Annotated in this window: 16 protein-coding genes; 5 read left to right on the top strand and 11 right to left on the bottom strand. The window is 67.1% G+C overall.

From position 1 onward, the window contains the following. Positions 1–42: 42 nt before the first annotated feature. From ABZ876_RS09940 to ABZ876_RS09910, 7 genes are all read right to left on the bottom strand, one after another. Positions 43–561: a CbrC family protein gene (locus tag ABZ876_RS09940; protein ID WP_361777144.1), complete on the bottom strand. Its 519-nt coding sequence runs from the start codon at positions 559–561 to the stop codon at positions 43–45. Positions 562–825: 264 nt separating this feature from the next. Next, positions 826–1,674, bottom strand: coding sequence for a helix-turn-helix transcriptional regulator (locus tag ABZ876_RS09935; RefSeq protein ID WP_361777141.1), 849 nt, complete (start codon positions 1,672–1,674; stop codon positions 826–828). Positions 1,675–1,688: 14 nt separating this feature from the next. Beyond that, positions 1,689–2,204 carry a DUF6879 family protein gene (locus tag ABZ876_RS09930; RefSeq protein WP_361777138.1) on the bottom strand — a complete coding sequence of 172 codons (516 nt, stop codon included), beginning with the start codon at positions 2,202–2,204 and terminating at the stop codon, positions 1,689–1,691. Continuing rightward, positions 2,176–2,430 carry a hypothetical protein gene (locus ABZ876_RS09925; RefSeq protein WP_361777135.1) on the bottom strand — a complete coding sequence of 85 codons (255 nt, stop codon included), beginning with the start codon at positions 2,428–2,430 and terminating at the stop codon, positions 2,176–2,178. The genes ABZ876_RS09930 and ABZ876_RS09925 overlap by 29 nt, the downstream gene beginning before the upstream one ends. 1,169 nt (positions 2,431–3,599) lie before the next feature. Continuing rightward, on the bottom strand, positions 3,600–4,058 hold the full coding sequence (locus ABZ876_RS09920) for an HNH endonuclease (RefSeq protein WP_361777132.1): 459 nt from the start codon (positions 4,056–4,058) through the stop codon (positions 3,600–3,602). Between the two features lie 86 nt (positions 4,059–4,144). Continuing rightward, entirely contained in the window at positions 4,145–4,477 is a 333-nt protein-coding gene (locus ABZ876_RS09915) for a hypothetical protein (RefSeq protein ID WP_361777129.1), read from the bottom strand. Positions 4,478–4,761: 284 nt separating this feature from the next. Beyond that, positions 4,762–5,166, bottom strand: a complete 405-nt coding sequence (locus ABZ876_RS09910; RefSeq protein ID WP_361777126.1) for a hypothetical protein — start codon at positions 5,164–5,166, stop codon at positions 4,762–4,764. Between the two features lie 509 nt (positions 5,167–5,675). Between ABZ876_RS09910 and ABZ876_RS09905 the strand changes: the two genes are divergently transcribed. Beyond that, on the top strand, positions 5,676–6,257 hold the full coding sequence (locus ABZ876_RS09905; RefSeq protein ID WP_361777123.1) for a tyrosine-type recombinase/integrase: 582 nt from the start codon (positions 5,676–5,678) through the stop codon (positions 6,255–6,257). A gap of 200 nt (positions 6,258–6,457) precedes the next feature. Here ABZ876_RS09905 and ABZ876_RS09900 read toward each other — a convergent pair whose 3' ends face one another. After that, positions 6,458–7,615, bottom strand: a complete 1,158-nt coding sequence (locus tag ABZ876_RS09900; protein WP_361777120.1) for an acyl-CoA dehydrogenase — start codon at positions 7,613–7,615, stop codon at positions 6,458–6,460. Positions 7,616–7,789: 174 nt separating this feature from the next. Between ABZ876_RS09900 and ABZ876_RS09895 the strand changes: the two genes are divergently transcribed. Next, a complete protein-coding gene (locus tag ABZ876_RS09895) occupies positions 7,790–9,133 on the top strand; it encodes a UDP-glucose/GDP-mannose dehydrogenase family protein (protein ID WP_361777118.1) in 1,344 nt (447 codons plus the stop codon). A gap of 156 nt (positions 9,134–9,289) precedes the next feature. Here ABZ876_RS09895 and ABZ876_RS09890 read toward each other — a convergent pair whose 3' ends face one another. Beyond that, positions 9,290–9,790, bottom strand: coding sequence for a CGNR zinc finger domain-containing protein (locus ABZ876_RS09890; RefSeq protein WP_361777115.1), 501 nt, complete (start codon positions 9,788–9,790; stop codon positions 9,290–9,292). 168 nt (positions 9,791–9,958) lie between these two features. Here ABZ876_RS09890 and ABZ876_RS09885 point away from each other — a divergent pair, with 168 nt between their 5' ends. Then, positions 9,959–10,318, top strand: coding sequence for a VOC family protein (locus tag ABZ876_RS09885; RefSeq protein WP_361777112.1), 360 nt, complete (start codon positions 9,959–9,961; stop codon positions 10,316–10,318). Positions 10,319–10,385: 67 nt separating this feature from the next. After that, complete coding sequence (locus ABZ876_RS09880; RefSeq protein WP_361777109.1) at positions 10,386–10,790, top strand: VOC family protein; 405 nt, start codon at positions 10,386–10,388, stop codon at positions 10,788–10,790. 44 nt (positions 10,791–10,834) lie between these two features. Here the strand turns inward: ABZ876_RS09880 and ABZ876_RS09875 are convergent, their stop codons facing one another. Further along, complete coding sequence (locus tag ABZ876_RS09875; protein ID WP_361777107.1) at positions 10,835–12,094, bottom strand: LCP family protein; 1,260 nt, start codon at positions 12,092–12,094, stop codon at positions 10,835–10,837. Between the two features lie 120 nt (positions 12,095–12,214). On the opposite strand from ABZ876_RS09875, the gene ABZ876_RS09870 reads away from it, so the two are divergent. Continuing rightward, positions 12,215–12,787 carry an acyl-CoA thioesterase gene (locus tag ABZ876_RS09870; protein WP_361777104.1) on the top strand — a complete coding sequence of 191 codons (573 nt, stop codon included), beginning with the start codon at positions 12,215–12,217 and terminating at the stop codon, positions 12,785–12,787. A gap of 188 nt (positions 12,788–12,975) precedes the next feature. Here the strand turns inward: ABZ876_RS09870 and ABZ876_RS09865 are convergent, their stop codons facing one another. Next, positions 12,976–14,487 (bottom strand): LCP family protein, encoded by a 1,512-nt coding sequence (locus tag ABZ876_RS09865; protein ID WP_361777101.1) that lies wholly within the window; start codon positions 14,485–14,487, stop codon positions 12,976–12,978. Positions 14,488–14,501: the final 14 nt, after the last annotated feature.

The following is a 14,501-nucleotide window of genomic DNA, read 5'->3' as shown; positions in this document are numbered from 1 at the left end:
CCCGAGGGGGCGCCGCACGCCGTCGGCGCCCCCCGCCGTCCGTCAGGTGAAATCCGCGTACGCCACATGCTGTGCGCAGCTGCGGCAGCGGAACAGATACGCGGTGGGCTGGCCGTCGGCGTCCAGCGACGCGAAGAACGTTTCGCCCAGGGTCTCCCGGAGGCTCTGCGCGGCCTCCGGATGGTCCGCCAGCTCCTTGGCACCCGCGCGCCCCAGATACTCCGCCGCGTCCCCGCAGTGCGTCAGCCAGCGCTCCTGCTGCCAGCCGGAGAAGCCCGGCGTGCGCCGTTCCACGGTACGCACCACCGCCTTCGGTGCCTCGCCCGTCACCTCCGTGAACTGCGCTCCGAAGCGCTCCGCCGCGCTGCCGTCCGCGATGCACCACGGGCACAGCTCGGCGCGGACGTCCGCCACCGCGTACACGGGTCCCACGTACACGTATCCGCGCCGCAGCCCGCAGCACAGGCACTCCGTGTCCGCCGCGACCACCGAGCCGGTGGCCAGCGGGTCCGGATGGTACGAAAAGGACGGCAGCTCCGCCGTCGTCGCCGGATCGCTCATGCCCCTACCCTGCCGTACGAAGGAAAGGGGCACCCCGCAGGGTGCCCCGGAAACCACCGCGCGTTGCCGCAGCAGACCGCGTGCAACGGGCGGCGCACTACGGCAGGTTGCGCGCCATGACGATGCGCTGGACCTGGTTCGTGCCTTCATAAATCTGGGTGCTTTACAGGTCATATGGCGTTGACCTGCACGAACATACCCTTCAGGAGGTACTCCCCAGCATTTCCCCATGATCACTACCGAGGCGTGCACCGACATGGCTTGTCACGTGAGGGAGGCCACCGCATCCGCTATCAGGGAACGTGCCGCTGCTCCCCTCGCGGCCACCTGCGAGAGCCGGTCAAAGGCTCGGGCGTACAACTCGACCTGGCTGGGCTGCGTGAGGGTGGCAGCAGCATCCAGCGTGTCCGCATGCACCCTGGTGTCGTCGAAGATCGTGAAGGTTGGCATCGGCCACATAGTCCGCTGCGCCGAGAACGGGACGATCCCCACAGCAACGTTCTGGAGATCCATGACCCCGAGCAGATGACCAAGCTGCGCTGCCATCGTCTCTGCGCTGCACAGCCGGTAGCGCAACACGGACTCCTCCAGTACAAACGAGAACCGGCGTGTGCCATTGCTCAGCACCCCGTTACGCCTCATGCGGGCCGCCACAGCGTCACTCACGTCATCCGGGGTTCCTCGGAAGTCTGCGATGGATGACAGCAGGGCAGTGGCGTATCCAGGCGTCTGGAGGAATCCGGGAATCACGTCGGAGACGTAGATCCGGAATAGCTTGGTTTGTTGGTACAGATCGCCTGTGGACTCTTGCAGGCGACGTAGGCCGCTCCGCTGGAGTCGTTTCCACTGCACGTGAGCATCGGCGGACTGTCTGTTAGCCGCGATCAAGTCGGGGACCTGATCATCAGCGGCGCAGGCTCGGCACCACGCTCTGATGTCCCTATCGGAGGGAGGCGTCTTCGCGTTCTCGATCCTGGATGACTTCGACTCTGACCAACCGCACCTGACGGCCAGCTCCCGCCCGCTGATCCCCGCATCCTTCCGGATCTCACGTAGACGGCCGGCCAGCTCTTCACGGGCCTGCTGAACGCGTGAGGACGGGTGTGTGGGCACGGAGCTGGCTTTCGTCAGATCTTGTATAGGTGGTGCGGGATCGCTCGCTCCCAAACCGCTTCGAAGGCCGCGGAGCACAGCTTCACGGCTTCTGGGTCCGCCGTAATCTCGTCCTCCACCACCGCACCGTCACCTGAGAAGTGGTGCACCCGGAGCAGCGCACCATCGAACAGCCAGAAGTCATTCCCTGGCAGAGGGATGCTCGTGGCCCGTCGCCGGGGCAACCACCGCACTTCCTCACCGGCCGTCATGTTGGCGCGTGTGACGTAGTGCTCCCACCGGATGTAGTCCGATACTGGCTCGGAGATCACCCGTGCCCGGCGGATCACCACACCCCGGGCCACGGTGTCCGCAATCAACTGGTCGTAGGGGTGCCACCAGGATTCGCGGTCCTCCCAGTTGATCCGCTCACCCCGCTTCCATGCCTCGAACCGATCCGTTGGCGCGTAGGCGTCACGCAGCTCCAGGTGGACAGCGGACCGCTCGCACTGGCCAAGCAGCTCAGCGAAGCTGGGCACGCTCGACGGCATCACACGCCTCCCTGATCAGCGGAATCATCCGGGCCGGAATCCTCACGATGGCTTCGCTGGCGGGCACCGGACCGTTCGCGGGGCTGCTTGCCTCGCAGTCCGCCTGAGTCTCAGTGCTCGGCTTCCACCCCTGCAACAAGACCTCCTGAGCCTCGGCGTCGGCCCACACGGTGGGGCAGTGATCCCGGTCCGTGTCGGGGTCGATTCCAATGAACTCTACGGCCATGGCTGGCTCCCTGGTCTAGGTGCTTGCTCGGGCTTGCATCAGCTTCGATGGCCTGTGGAGACAGCGTCAATATGACTACCAGCCACGGGAATTGGCGTGCAAGCTCGTGCAAGTTTGTGGAGCCCGACAGTCGCCACTTCCTACGGTCGGCACATCGACGCGGAAACGATCGGAAGGGCGCGGTGCGATGGGCGAAAGCAGGGCGCGGGGCTCCGAACCGGCTGATCATCTGGGCAGCAGTGAGGCCCGACAGTTCCTCTCCCGTCTCTCCGATGCATTCGGCGTAGGCGGCGTGCTCATGGTGCACAAGAGCGATCCTGGCCCCGAAGGCGCCGACATGGCGCCCAGTTCGGCCTTGCGCTGGCCCCGGTGCGAGTGCGGGAGCCCGAAGTGTCCTGACTACAAGGCCCCGCCGAATGGGCCGACAGAGGGACTGAGCAGCAGAGTTGCCGAGGCCAACGCGCAGAGCCGTAGGGGCCGGCTGTGAGCATCAGAACGGCGATGCGGTACGTGATGCACAGGATCACCGAGCACCCGGATACGGACGTGACCTTTGAGGCTGAGTGCCTGCACTGCAAGTGGAAGGCGACACCTTCCACCGAGTCGGCATCCGTCGATGTGGAGTGCATGAGCCACACGGGCCGCTCTGGTCACGCCGGTTTCCGACGTATCAGGACCTCGTTCGCCATGGTCGTTCGCGCAGAGTAGAGCCCTTGCCGCAATTGTGGGCGACCTGGACTCCCGCCCGCTACGGGCGGCGGCGGTCAGTCATGGCCGCGATTAGTTGAGCAGGAAGGTGCAGTGATGCAGAACGGAACCGACCTGTACGCGCTCGACATCGATGAGGCCTCGGCTGCGTGACCAATGAGGGACCTGATGGCCAAAAAGAAGGGGGCTCGGCAACGATGCCGAGCCCTTCGGTTGGCGGATCCTCTAGAAATCCCGCTCTCTCCGAGCCCGTCTGATGTCACGATTTACCTCTTCTATTTCTTCCACTACCCTGCGAGCCTGCTCGGCTACAGAACTTTGAGAGCCGCTGTACGGGCGGGGACCGCGGCGCATATTGCGCGCTATTCCTTCGGCTTCCTTAGCTCGGTATTCGTATTCGGCAATTCGCCTGTCCTCGTGCCACGCTTCACCCCGCCGACGGGCTGGGCGATTTTCTTTGTTTAGGCACTCCTCTTCTTGACCGATTCGGGACGATTGTCCGGCCACCCCTCCGCCTTGGCTTTTTGAACCTCCTCAGCGAAGCGTTTGCGGTAGTAGTTGATGCCCAGGTCATAGTGGTACGTCCAGGGCGAGGCCCAGAGGAACCAGTCCCGACGTCTCCGGTCTGCTATCTCGGCTGCAACCTTGTCGAGATCATCGAGCAGACCCAGCACTCCTTCATGTATAGACAGGTACATGTCCCGAAGGCTCAAGCCGCTTATGTCTGACTTCTGGGCGGTGCCCTTCCCGCTCCACCGGTGGCGCAGATCCCATCCGATGCACAGCTCAGCCGGAGTCTTGCCGCCCTTCTGCCGGTTGCAACGGTGGCATGCCGGGACGAGGTTCGACATGTCGTCGGCTCCCCCGTCAGAGAACGGTATGACGTGATCCATGGTCTCTGAGGCCCTGCCGCAGTACACACAGCAACCGTCGTTGGCCTCAAGGACGCACAACCACACCCAAACACGGTGTTGTCGACGTCTCCGACTCTTGAGGAACACCAGCTTCAGTCCTTGCCGACGTTGCGGTCGTCGCCATCGATCTCGACGTTGTTCGAGCAACCGTCCGGGTCCTCCGGGTGGTTCTCCGCGCACCACTTCTCGACTGTGTGGTCACACTCGGCCATCTTGTTCATGTACTTGCCCAACGCGTCGAAGCCTGGCCCGTTGTACGTGCCGACGAAGCTCTTCGCACAGGCCGGCGGCCCGTCGTTGTGGTTGACCTGCGAGCTGATCCAGCCGCCCGAGGCGCCGATGATGCAGGCGACGAGAAGCACCTTCGGCCAGCCGTAGCGGTCGACCAGTCTTCGCAGAGGGCGCTGGCCCTGTGCCGTTTGCATGTAGATGTACCCACCACATGGTTCTTTGTGATCGCTGATCATAAGTGGTTGATCTATGAAAGATAAGAGGGAGGCTCGTGAAGACAGCACTCCCTATTCCTGGAGAAGGTCATGAGCAGGCGGGCTATCTTCCACTTCTTCTCGGAAGGGATGGAGAGCGTCGCGCCCAGTTGCCGTTCCCCATCCGCTCGCCGGCCTCGATCTCAAAGTCTCTATAATCCAAGCCAGCGAACGCGGTCTGGAACATCGCCCAGTTGTCCAGGTTCGTTCTGTTCTCTTTCGCGTCAGCCCTCCCAACTCTGCTGAGGCACCTTGTAGTCGGTCAGGTTGCGGAGGGCGTCCAGGCAGCCATGCGCCCATTCCTTGCGCTGGTGGTCGCTGTAGCTCCATCCACTGAAGTGCAGCTCGGAGTAATTTGGATACTCAGCATCAGCCTTTGCGGCCGAGTCATAAAGGGCCGGGACCGCGCAGATTACCTTAGACATCCTGATGTCGTTGTTGATCAGCTTTTCAGCTACTGCGTCGTTCCATCCCTGCTGGTACTCGACTGAGGTGCTGTCCAGCCCGCTGCTGCTGCCGGTGCCGCTTGCCGCAGCATGGACGCCGAGGATGCCCGCGCTGATGATGACCGCCCCTCCGAAGATCGCTACCGGCGTCCAACCGCCGATGCGTTCAATGAAGTCATGCATGTAGATGCACCCCCCACATTGTTCGTGTGATCGATGATCATAAGTGGTTGATTGATGAACGAGAAGAGGGGGTGATCACTCTTTGGTCAAAGACCGCGACCCCGGACGCCTTCACTGGCCGGGGTTCGTTTTCCTTACTTGCTGGGCTCGCTCCAACTCTGGGAGTTATCAAGCCTGTTCCACTTGCTAGCGACTCTGCTGCCTGCCCTTCACCGGCTTGGCCGGCTGATGCTTCGGCCTCTCGCTGAGCTTCACTTGCCTGTGATGCCCCGTTCCGTCCTGCGCTACGTCGAGCACCGGATCACCCAGCACCCGGACACTGACGTGACCTTTGAGACCGAGTGTCTGACGTATGAGTGCGGCTGGCAGGCCACCCCGTCAACGGATGGGGCCGCCGTCGATGTCGGGTGCGTGAGCCACACCGGCCGGACCGGTCACGGTGGCTTCCGGCGCCTCTGTACGTCCTTCGCCCTGGTGGTGCGGAACGACACCGCGCGATGCTGTGGCTCATGGCCGGGTGCGGCCTGCGGCTGGGTGAGGCCATGGCGGTGTCCCGTGATCAGATCGACTTCAAGGCCGAGACGCTTCGCGTCGACTTCCAGATTGCGGAGGACGGAGACACCGAGTCGGGGAAGAACAGCGCGATCCAGCGTCGGCACATCAAGGCTCGTGATGAAGGTGAGCCAGGGCGTACCGTCCCCCTCCCGCCGAACGTCGCCTTCGAGCTACGGCGGCACATCAAGAACCACGGCGTATGGGGGCCGGAGCGACTTCTCTTCCCCAACGTGACGCGGACTGGCTACCTCTACGCGTCGTACTTCTACCCGAAGATCTGGATGGAGGCTCTGGGCAAGGGACAGGTGAAGTACTGCAAGGCGCACTCACTCCGGCACTACTACGGGTCGCGACTGCTGTACGCCGGAGTCCCCGAGAACGACGTGGCCGACTGGATAGGCCACAGCAGTACGGACGTGCTGAGGGAGCACTACCACTACATCTTCGAAGGGGCCGAGCAGCGTGGCCGGGCGGCCATCGCGACGATGTTGACACCCGGCGCCGACGACCCTACGGAGGCATCAGAGGTCGCCTGATCCGTGTACGACAACAGCCCCCGGCGTCGCGCCGGAGGCTGTGTTGTTTCTGCAGGTCAGTGGCCATTTTCAGGTCGGCATCTGCCCAGGATTCCCCCAGTATGACGCCCAAGAACGGCCCTTGATCAGCCCGCAACGGACGGAAAGCCAGGGTCGTCCCGCCGGACCTTCGAAACAGCTCCTGACCTGCAAAAACCCTGCTAGGGAAGGTTCCTTGCCATCACGATCCGCTGAACTTGGTTCGTGCCTTCATAAATCTGGGTGATCTTGGCGTCGCGCATCATGCGCTCGACCGGGTAGTCGCGCGTGTAGCCGTACCCGCCGAGCAGCTGGACGGCGTCCGTGGTGACCTCCATCGCCACGTCCGAGGCGAAGCACTTGGCGGCGGCGCCCTGGAAGGTGAGGTCGCTGTCGCCGCGCTCGGACTTGGCGGCGGCCGCGTAGGTGAGCTGGCGGGCCGCCTCGATCTTCATCGCCATGTCGGCGAGCATGAACTGGATGCCCTGGAAGTCGGCGATCGGCTTGCCGAACTGCTTGCGCTCCTTGACGTAGCCCTTGGCGTAGTCCAAGGCGCCCTGGGCGACACCGAGGGCCTGGGCGGCGATGGTGATGCGCGTGTGGTCGAGGGTGCGCATCGCCGTGGCGAAGCCCGTGCCCTCCTCGCCGATCATGCGGTCGGCCGGGATGCGGACGTTGTCGAAGTAGACCTCGCGGGTGGGGGAGCCCTTGATGCCGAGCTTCTTCTCCGGGGCGCCGAAGGAGACACCCTCGTCCGACTTCTCGACGACGAAGGCGGATATCCCCTTGGAGCGCTTGTCGGGGTCGGTCACCGCCATCACCGTGTAGTACTCGGAGACGCCCGCATTGGTGATCCAGCGCTTCACGCCGTTGAGCACCCAGTGGTCGCCGTCGCGCACGGCCCGCGTCTTCATGCCGGCCGCGTCGGAGCCCGCCTCCGGCTCGGACAGGCAGTACGAGAACATCGCGTCACCCTGGGCCAGCGGTCCAAGGTACTTCTTCTTCAGCTCCTCGGAGCCCGAGAGGATCACAGGCAGGGAGCCGAGCTTGTTCACGGCCGGAATCAGGGAGGAGGACACGCATGCGCGGGCCACCTCCTCGATCACGATGACCGTGGCCAGCGCGTCGGCGCCCGCGCCGCCGTACTCCTCGGGCACGTGGACGGCGTGCAGGTCGTTGGCGACGAGGGCCTCCAGCGCCTCCTGCGGGAAGCGGGCCTCCTCGTCCACTGCGGCGGCGTGCGGCGCGATCTTCGCCTCGGCCAGCGAGCGGATGGCGTCGCGGAGCATGTCGTGCTCCTCGGACGGGCGGTACAGGTCGAAGTCAGCCGATCCGGCCAAGGTGTCTCACGCTCCAAAGACGCTGTGCTGACGCTAACTACCGTTAAGTAACCCAAATTTTAGAGGTAGGCCCACGTGAGTGATACGTGAGCTTGGCGACAGCGGGAAACCTGCCCGCCGAAAGGCCCGGCTATGCTCGGGCACCGATTCGCCGCCGTATTTCCTGGAGCACCCATGAGCCTCAAGATCACAGTGATCGGCACCGGCTATCTCGGCGCCACGCACGCCGCGGCCATGGCCGAGCTGGGGTTCGAGGTGCTGGGTCTCGATGTCGTCCCCGAGAAGATCGAGATGCTCCAGCGGGGCGAGGTCCCCATGTACGAGCCGGGACTCGAGGAACTGCTGCGCAAGCACGTGGCGGGTATCGAGGGGTCCAGCGGCCGGCTGCGGTTCACCCTGGACTGGGCCGAGCTGGCCGAGTTCGGCGACATCCACTTCGTGTGTGTGAACACTCCGCAGAAGCACGGCGAGTACGCCTGTGACATGTCGTACGTCGATGCCGCGATCGCCTCGCTCGCCCCGCATCTGCGGGCCCCGGCCCTCGTGGTCGGCAAGTCGACGGTGCCGGTGGGCTCCGCGGACCGCCTGGCCGCCTACCTCGCCGCGCACGCGCCCGCCGGCGAGGACGCCGAGCTGGCGTGGAACCCGGAGTTCCTGCGGGAGGGCTTCGCCGTCCAGGACACGCTGCACCCCGACCGGATCGTGGTCGGCGTGCGCAGCGAGCGTGCCGAGAAGCTGCTGCGCGAGGTCTACGCGACGCCGGTCGCCGAGGGCTCCCCCTTCGTGGTCACCGACTTCCCGACCGCCGAGCTGGTGAAGACCTCGGCGAACTCCTTCCTCGCCACCAAGATCTCCTTCATCAACGCGATGGCGGAGGTCTGCGAGGCCGCGGGCGGTGATGTGGCCAAGCTGGCGGAGGCCATCGGACACGACGACCGGATCGGCAAGAAGTTCCTGCGGGCCGGGATCGGCTTCGGCGGCGGCTGTCTGCCCAAGGACATCCGGGCGTTCATGGCGCGGGCGGGCGAGCTGGGCGCAGATCAGGCGCTGACCTTCCTGCGCGAGATCGACTCCATCAACATGCGCCGCCGTGGCCAGATGGTAGAGATGGCGCGCGAGGCGCTGGGCGGCGGCTCGTTCCTCGGCAAGCGGGTCGCGGTGCTCGGCGCCACCTTCAAGCCGGACTCGGACGACGTGCGCGACTCGCCGGCGCTGAACGTCGCGGGCCAGATCCACCTCCAGGGCGGCCAGGTCACGGTCTACGATCCCAAGGGCATGGAGAACGCCCGCAGGCTCTTCCCGACCCTCGGGTACGCCGGCTCCGCGCTGGAGTCGGTCCGGGGCGCCGATGTCGTGCTGCATCTGACGGAGTGGCGCGAGTTCCGCGAGCTGGACCCGGCCGAGCTCGGCGAGGCGACGAGCTCCCGGGTGCTCCTCGACGGCCGCAACGCACTCGACCCCGAGCTGTGGCGCCGGGCGGGGTGGACCTACCGCGCGATGGGCCGCCCGACGGCGTAGGAACAAGGCGGAACAAGGCAGAAGAAGGCAGAAGAAGGCGGAAGAAGCCGACGCCGGTCCGGCCGAGGCTCAGTCGGCCGGACCGGCGTCCTGTTGCATTCTGCCCCACCACCCCGGCGCACGAGCGGCACGAGCCCAACCTTGTGAGTCGTGCGCCTACTTCGCCCGGTATCGCCGCATTTTCGCGCGTGCTCCGCACACCGACATCGAGCACCAGCGGCCCTTTCCTGCCGGGCTGCGGTCGTAGTACGCCCAGTGGCAGTCGGGCAGTTCGCACGCCTTGAGGCGTAGCCAGGTACCCGCCGTGAGCGCCTCGGCGACGGCCGCCGCAACCCGGGAGAGCAGAGCGCCGCCGTCGGCCGGGGCGAGAGACGCCGAGCCGTCCCGCTCGTCGACGGCCACCAGCAGGGGTGCCCGCGCCAGCAGCGCCCCCAGGGGGGTCACCTCGCGGTGCGGGGGGTGGCCGGCGTGGGCCAGGCAGACGGCGCGCAGCGATTCCCGCAGCTCCCGTACGTCCGCCAGATCCGCTTCCGTGAGGCCGAACTCGGCGCGCCCGTCAGGCGTGTCCAGGCGGTCCTCGCCCGACTCCAGGTCCACGGTGTTGACCAGGGCCTCCACCAGGGCGAGCGCTCCGGGCGCGGGGGCTCTGTCCGTCATCTCCGGGGCCCCTGCGACCTCTGCGTGCTCTGTGACCTCATACCCGCGACGCTACCTTTCCGTATTTCTCTTGCGACGTTACCGCCAATGGGCAAGCATGGGGTAACGGTTACCGGCTGACGGGCTCTACCGGTAATTCCCTGGATCCCGGACTCCGAGGAGGTAGTCATGGCGCTCGCCAAGCTGGAGGTCGTCGTCCTGGACTGTCCCGACCCGCGCGCCCTCGCTGCTTTCTACGCCGAGGTGCTGGGCGGCACGGTGGAGGACAACGGCGACTGGGTGGATCTGAAGGTGCCTGGTGGCCAGTCGCTGGCGTTCCAGGCCGCACCCGGGCACGTACCGCCGAAGTGGCCGTCCATCGACGGTTCGCAGCAGTTCCACCTGGACCTCGTGGTCGACGACCTGGACTCCGCGGAGCGGGGTGTGCTCGCGCTGGGCGCCCGGCCGCTGGACGCGGAGGACCGCTCGCGAACCTTCCGTGTTTACTCGGACCCCGCTGGGCACCCGTTCTGCCTCTGCGCCCACTGACCCGGGCGCCGGCTCGTCAAGCCGGTCGAGTCCGTCATGACCGTGATGTCCGCCAAGGAGGCACCCCATGGCACAGCCCGTCGCCCGTATGCGGTCCGTCGTCCTGGACTGCCCGGATCCCCGCGCGCTCGCCGAGTTCTACGCGCAGGTGCTGGGCGGCACGGTGGAAGGGGACGACGACTGGGTCGACCTGCATGTGCCCGGCAGCCACAAGCTCGCCTTCCAGCGCGCGCCCGGCCACAAGCCGCCGGAGTGGCCCCGGGACGACGCCGACTCGCAGCAGCTGCACCTGGATCTGGACGTGGGCGACACCATGGAGGCGATCGAGGCCGCCGAGGAGAAGGTGCTCGCCCTCGGCGCCCGGCCGCTCGACGTGAACGATCTGAACGGCAAGCGGGACTTCCGGGTGTACGCGGATCCGGCGGGGCACCCGTTCTGCCTCTGCCGGGTCGAGCGCACGGGGACCGTGTGAACGCGAGGGGCCCCGCCGATCGGCGGGGCCCCTCGACGGACGGCTCAGTTGCCCGTGACCGTCACCTTCTCGTCGTTCTTCAGCTCGTTGACCAGCGTCTTGACCTTGGCCTTGTCCCACACCAGATTGCCGCCGGTGGAGCCGGAGACCGGCATGTTCATCGACGTGCCGTCGCCACCGCTGACGCCCTTCATCGCCCAGAACATGGACCCCAGGTCCCACAGGCTCATGTCCTTGTCGACGATCAGGGAGTCCAGGCCCGCGCCCATCGTCGGGTAGAGCTTGAAGGGGTTGAGGACCGTGGACGGGGTCGCGACCTGGTGCGCCAGCGCGGAGAGGAACTTCTGCTGGTTCTTCGTGCGCTGGAGGTCGCTGGTGGCGAAGGCGTGCCGGGTGCGCACGAAGGCGAGGGCCTGCTCGCCGTTCAGCGTCTGCGTGCCCGCCTGGAAGTCGGCGCCGGAGTACTTGTCCTTGAAGCCCTTGTCGATGGTGAGCTCCACACCGCCGACCGCGTCCACGATGTTCGCGAAGCCGGCGAAGCCGATCTCGACGTAGTGGTCGATGTGCAGGCCGGTGTTGTACTCGATGGTGCGGACCAGCAGCTCGGGGCCGTCCTCCGCGTAGGCGGCGTTCAGCTTCACATGGCGTCCCTTGCCCTGGTAGACCTTGCCGGACGTGGAGCCCTTGTACGTCGGTATCTCGACGTCCGAGTCACGGGGCAGCGATATCAGCGTGTCGCCGTTGTCGCCGACGTGCAGGATCATCATCGAGTCCGTCCGCTTGCCCTCGGCGGACCCGGTGTGCAGCTTCTTCTTGTCCTCCGCGGACATGCCCGCGCGGCTGTCGGAGCCGACGATCAGGTAGTTCGTCCCCTGCCCCGCGGCGGGCCGGTCGATGACCTTGGAGAGGTCGACGTCCCGGTGGAGCTTGGAGTCGGCCCAGAAATACGTGGCCACGGTCGTCACCGCCAGCACGGTGATCAGGGTGATCGCGGTCCACTTGATCCGGCGGCCCCAGTTGGGCGCCGGGCGTGTGTCGCCGGGGCCGGGGCCGCCCGGACCCTGCGGCCCGCCGTAGACCTGGCCGGTGTTGTAGCCGCTGTCGTAGCCGCCGTATCCCTGGTCGTACGTCGGCTGCCGCGGCACGCCTCCATACGGCGGCGCGGCCTGGGGGCCGCCCACCCCGCCCGGCTCGCGCCGGACCTGACGCATCACGCGCGCGCCCTCGGGCTGTGCGCTGGTGCTGCCGCGTCCATAGGGGTCGCCGCGGCTGTCCTCGTACCGTCCCTCGGGCCACTCGTTCATGCGCCCCAGTGTGCAGGGTCCCGGTATGGCCGGTACAAGGGGTCACGAAGAACGGGGTCAGGGCTGTTGCGAACCCGACACAAAGTCTCCCCCGCGTCGTCCCCGCATAAGGTGGAGGGCATGACAGACCAGGCCCCCGCCGCGGAATCAGGAATTCCGGGCGAAACCGCGGGTGACATACCCGGGAAACCCACCTCCGCATCCCGCACCACCCTCAGCCACATCATGACCCACAACGACACCAACCTGCTGGGCACGGTGCACGGTGGTGTGATCATGAAACTCGTCGACGACGCCGCGGGCGCCGTGGCCGGCCGTCACTCCGGCGGCCCGGCCGTCACCGCGTCGATGGACGAGATGGTGTTCCTCGAACCGGTCAGGGTCGGTGACCTGGTCCATGTGAAGGCCCAGGTGAACTGGACCGGCCGCACCTCGATGGAGGTGGGAGTGCGGGTGCTGGCCGAGCGCTGGAACGAGTCCACGCCGCCCAGCCAGGTCGGCTCCGCGTACCTGGTCTTCGCCGCGGTCGACGCCGACGGCAAGCCGCGGGCGGTGCCGCCGGTCGTCCCCGAGACGGACCGGGACCGGCGCCGCTACCAGGAGGCCCAGATCCGCCGCACCCACCGCCTGGCCCGCCGGCGCGCGATCAAGGAACTGCGGGAGAAGAGGGCGGCGCAGGGCTACGAGCACTGAGCGCCCTCACGCCCTCGAGGACTGAGGGCCCTCGCCTTCGAGGATTCAGGGCCCTCGCCTTCGAGGATTGAGGGGGTCCTCGTCTTCGAGGACTGAGGGCCCCAGGACTACGAGGACTGACGGCCCCAGGGCTACGGGGACCGGGCTACGAGGCGGGAGAGCCGCGCCGGCCCCGAGTGCCGAGGGCGTCACGGGCACACCACCTCGTCCCCGGTCACCACCGTGGGCTCCGGACCCGGCGTAGCCGGCGGTGGCGCTTTCCTCACCCTGTGTACCTCCTTGAAGTCCGCCCCCGCGATCACCTTCAGGGTCGGCCCCTGACCCGGTGTGGCGCGCAGCTCACTGCCCGGCAGGGCCGCCGCGAGGGCCTTCGCCGAGCGGTCCCAGCGCGAGTCGTAGACGACGACGGTGCGCCGCGCCGCCTTGCCCGCCGCCGCGTCCACCGGCTGCCGAGTGGTGCGGAATCCGGTGGCCGCCAGTCCGTCGTCCACCCGCTTGCCGAGCCCCTTCGTGGCCGTCCCGTTCTCCACCTGCACCCGGATCTGCCCGGGGTCCACGTCCACCTGGACCGCGGCCGGGGCCTTCCGCTTCGGCCGGGGCGGGGCGAGCGGCTTGTCGTCGCGCAGGGCCGCGAACAGCGCCCGCGCCTTCGCCTCGTCCCACTTCACCGTCGAGCCGAGACCCTTGACCTGGTAGGTCATCTCCCCGATCGGCACGGTCGTGAACTCCGACGAGCGCGGCGAGAAGTCCCGCATCGCCCGGCCGAGGTCGAGCAGCTGGTCCGTGCCGAAGCCCGGGTCCGCCCGCACGGAGCCGAGTCCGGTCCGGGTCACCTCGCGCAGCTTCAGCGGGTTCAGCAGGACGCCGGAGGAGGTCGCCCGGTCGATCAGCGCCGCCAGGAACTTGTGCTGCCGCTGCATCCGGCCCAGGTCGGAGGCCCCGTCGACGTGCCGGGAGCGCACGTACTGGAGTGCCTCGCCCCCGCGCAGGAGGTGGGTGCCGGGGGACAGGTTCAGCCCGGTGTAGCGGTCCTTGAGCGGCTGTGTCGTGCACACCCGGACACCGCCGAGCAGGTCCACGGTCTTCATGAAGCTGATGAAGTCGACCTCCAGATAGTGGTCGACCTTCAGATGGGTCATCCTCTCGATGGTGCGCACGGTCAGGTTCGGGCCACCCTCCGCGTACGCCGCGTTCAGCCGGATCGGGTGGGTGTCGTGCCGCTTCCCGCTCCTGTGTCCGGTGTGCGTCGGCACCTCCGTGTAGGAGTCGCGCGGCAGGCTGACCACGGTGGCCCGCTCCCGGTCCGCCGAGAGGTGCACGATCATGATCGTGTCGGTGCAATGGCAGGGTGCACCGCCGAGGCGGAACCTCCGCCGCTCCTTCTCCGTGATCTTGTCGCGGCCGTCGGTGCCCACCAGCAGGACGTTCATGCCGTGGCCCGCCGCGGGCCGGTCCTTCATGTCGCCGAAGGGGTCGACCCGGCCGATGCCCTCGTCGAGGCTGGTGATCACCGTGTGCCCGATGCCCGCCGAGGCGAGCACCACCACGGAGAGCGTGGTGACCACCCGCGTGGTCCAGCCGGTCTTCCTCCGCCGCGCCGGCGACCGCCGGGCGGGGGAGCGGCGGGCCGGCTGAGGGCCCGCGGGCGAGCGGGTCGGCGTGAGCACGGGGGAGACCTCCGGCGGAGCTGGATGGGGCATCCCTGCGCACCGTA

Origin of the sequence: Streptomyces sp. NPDC046931, from assembly GCF_040644655.1 — a bacterium.
GTDB lineage: Bacteria > Actinomycetota > Actinomycetes > Streptomycetales > Streptomycetaceae > Streptomyces.
This window is presented reverse-complemented; position numbering and strand designations above follow the sequence as displayed.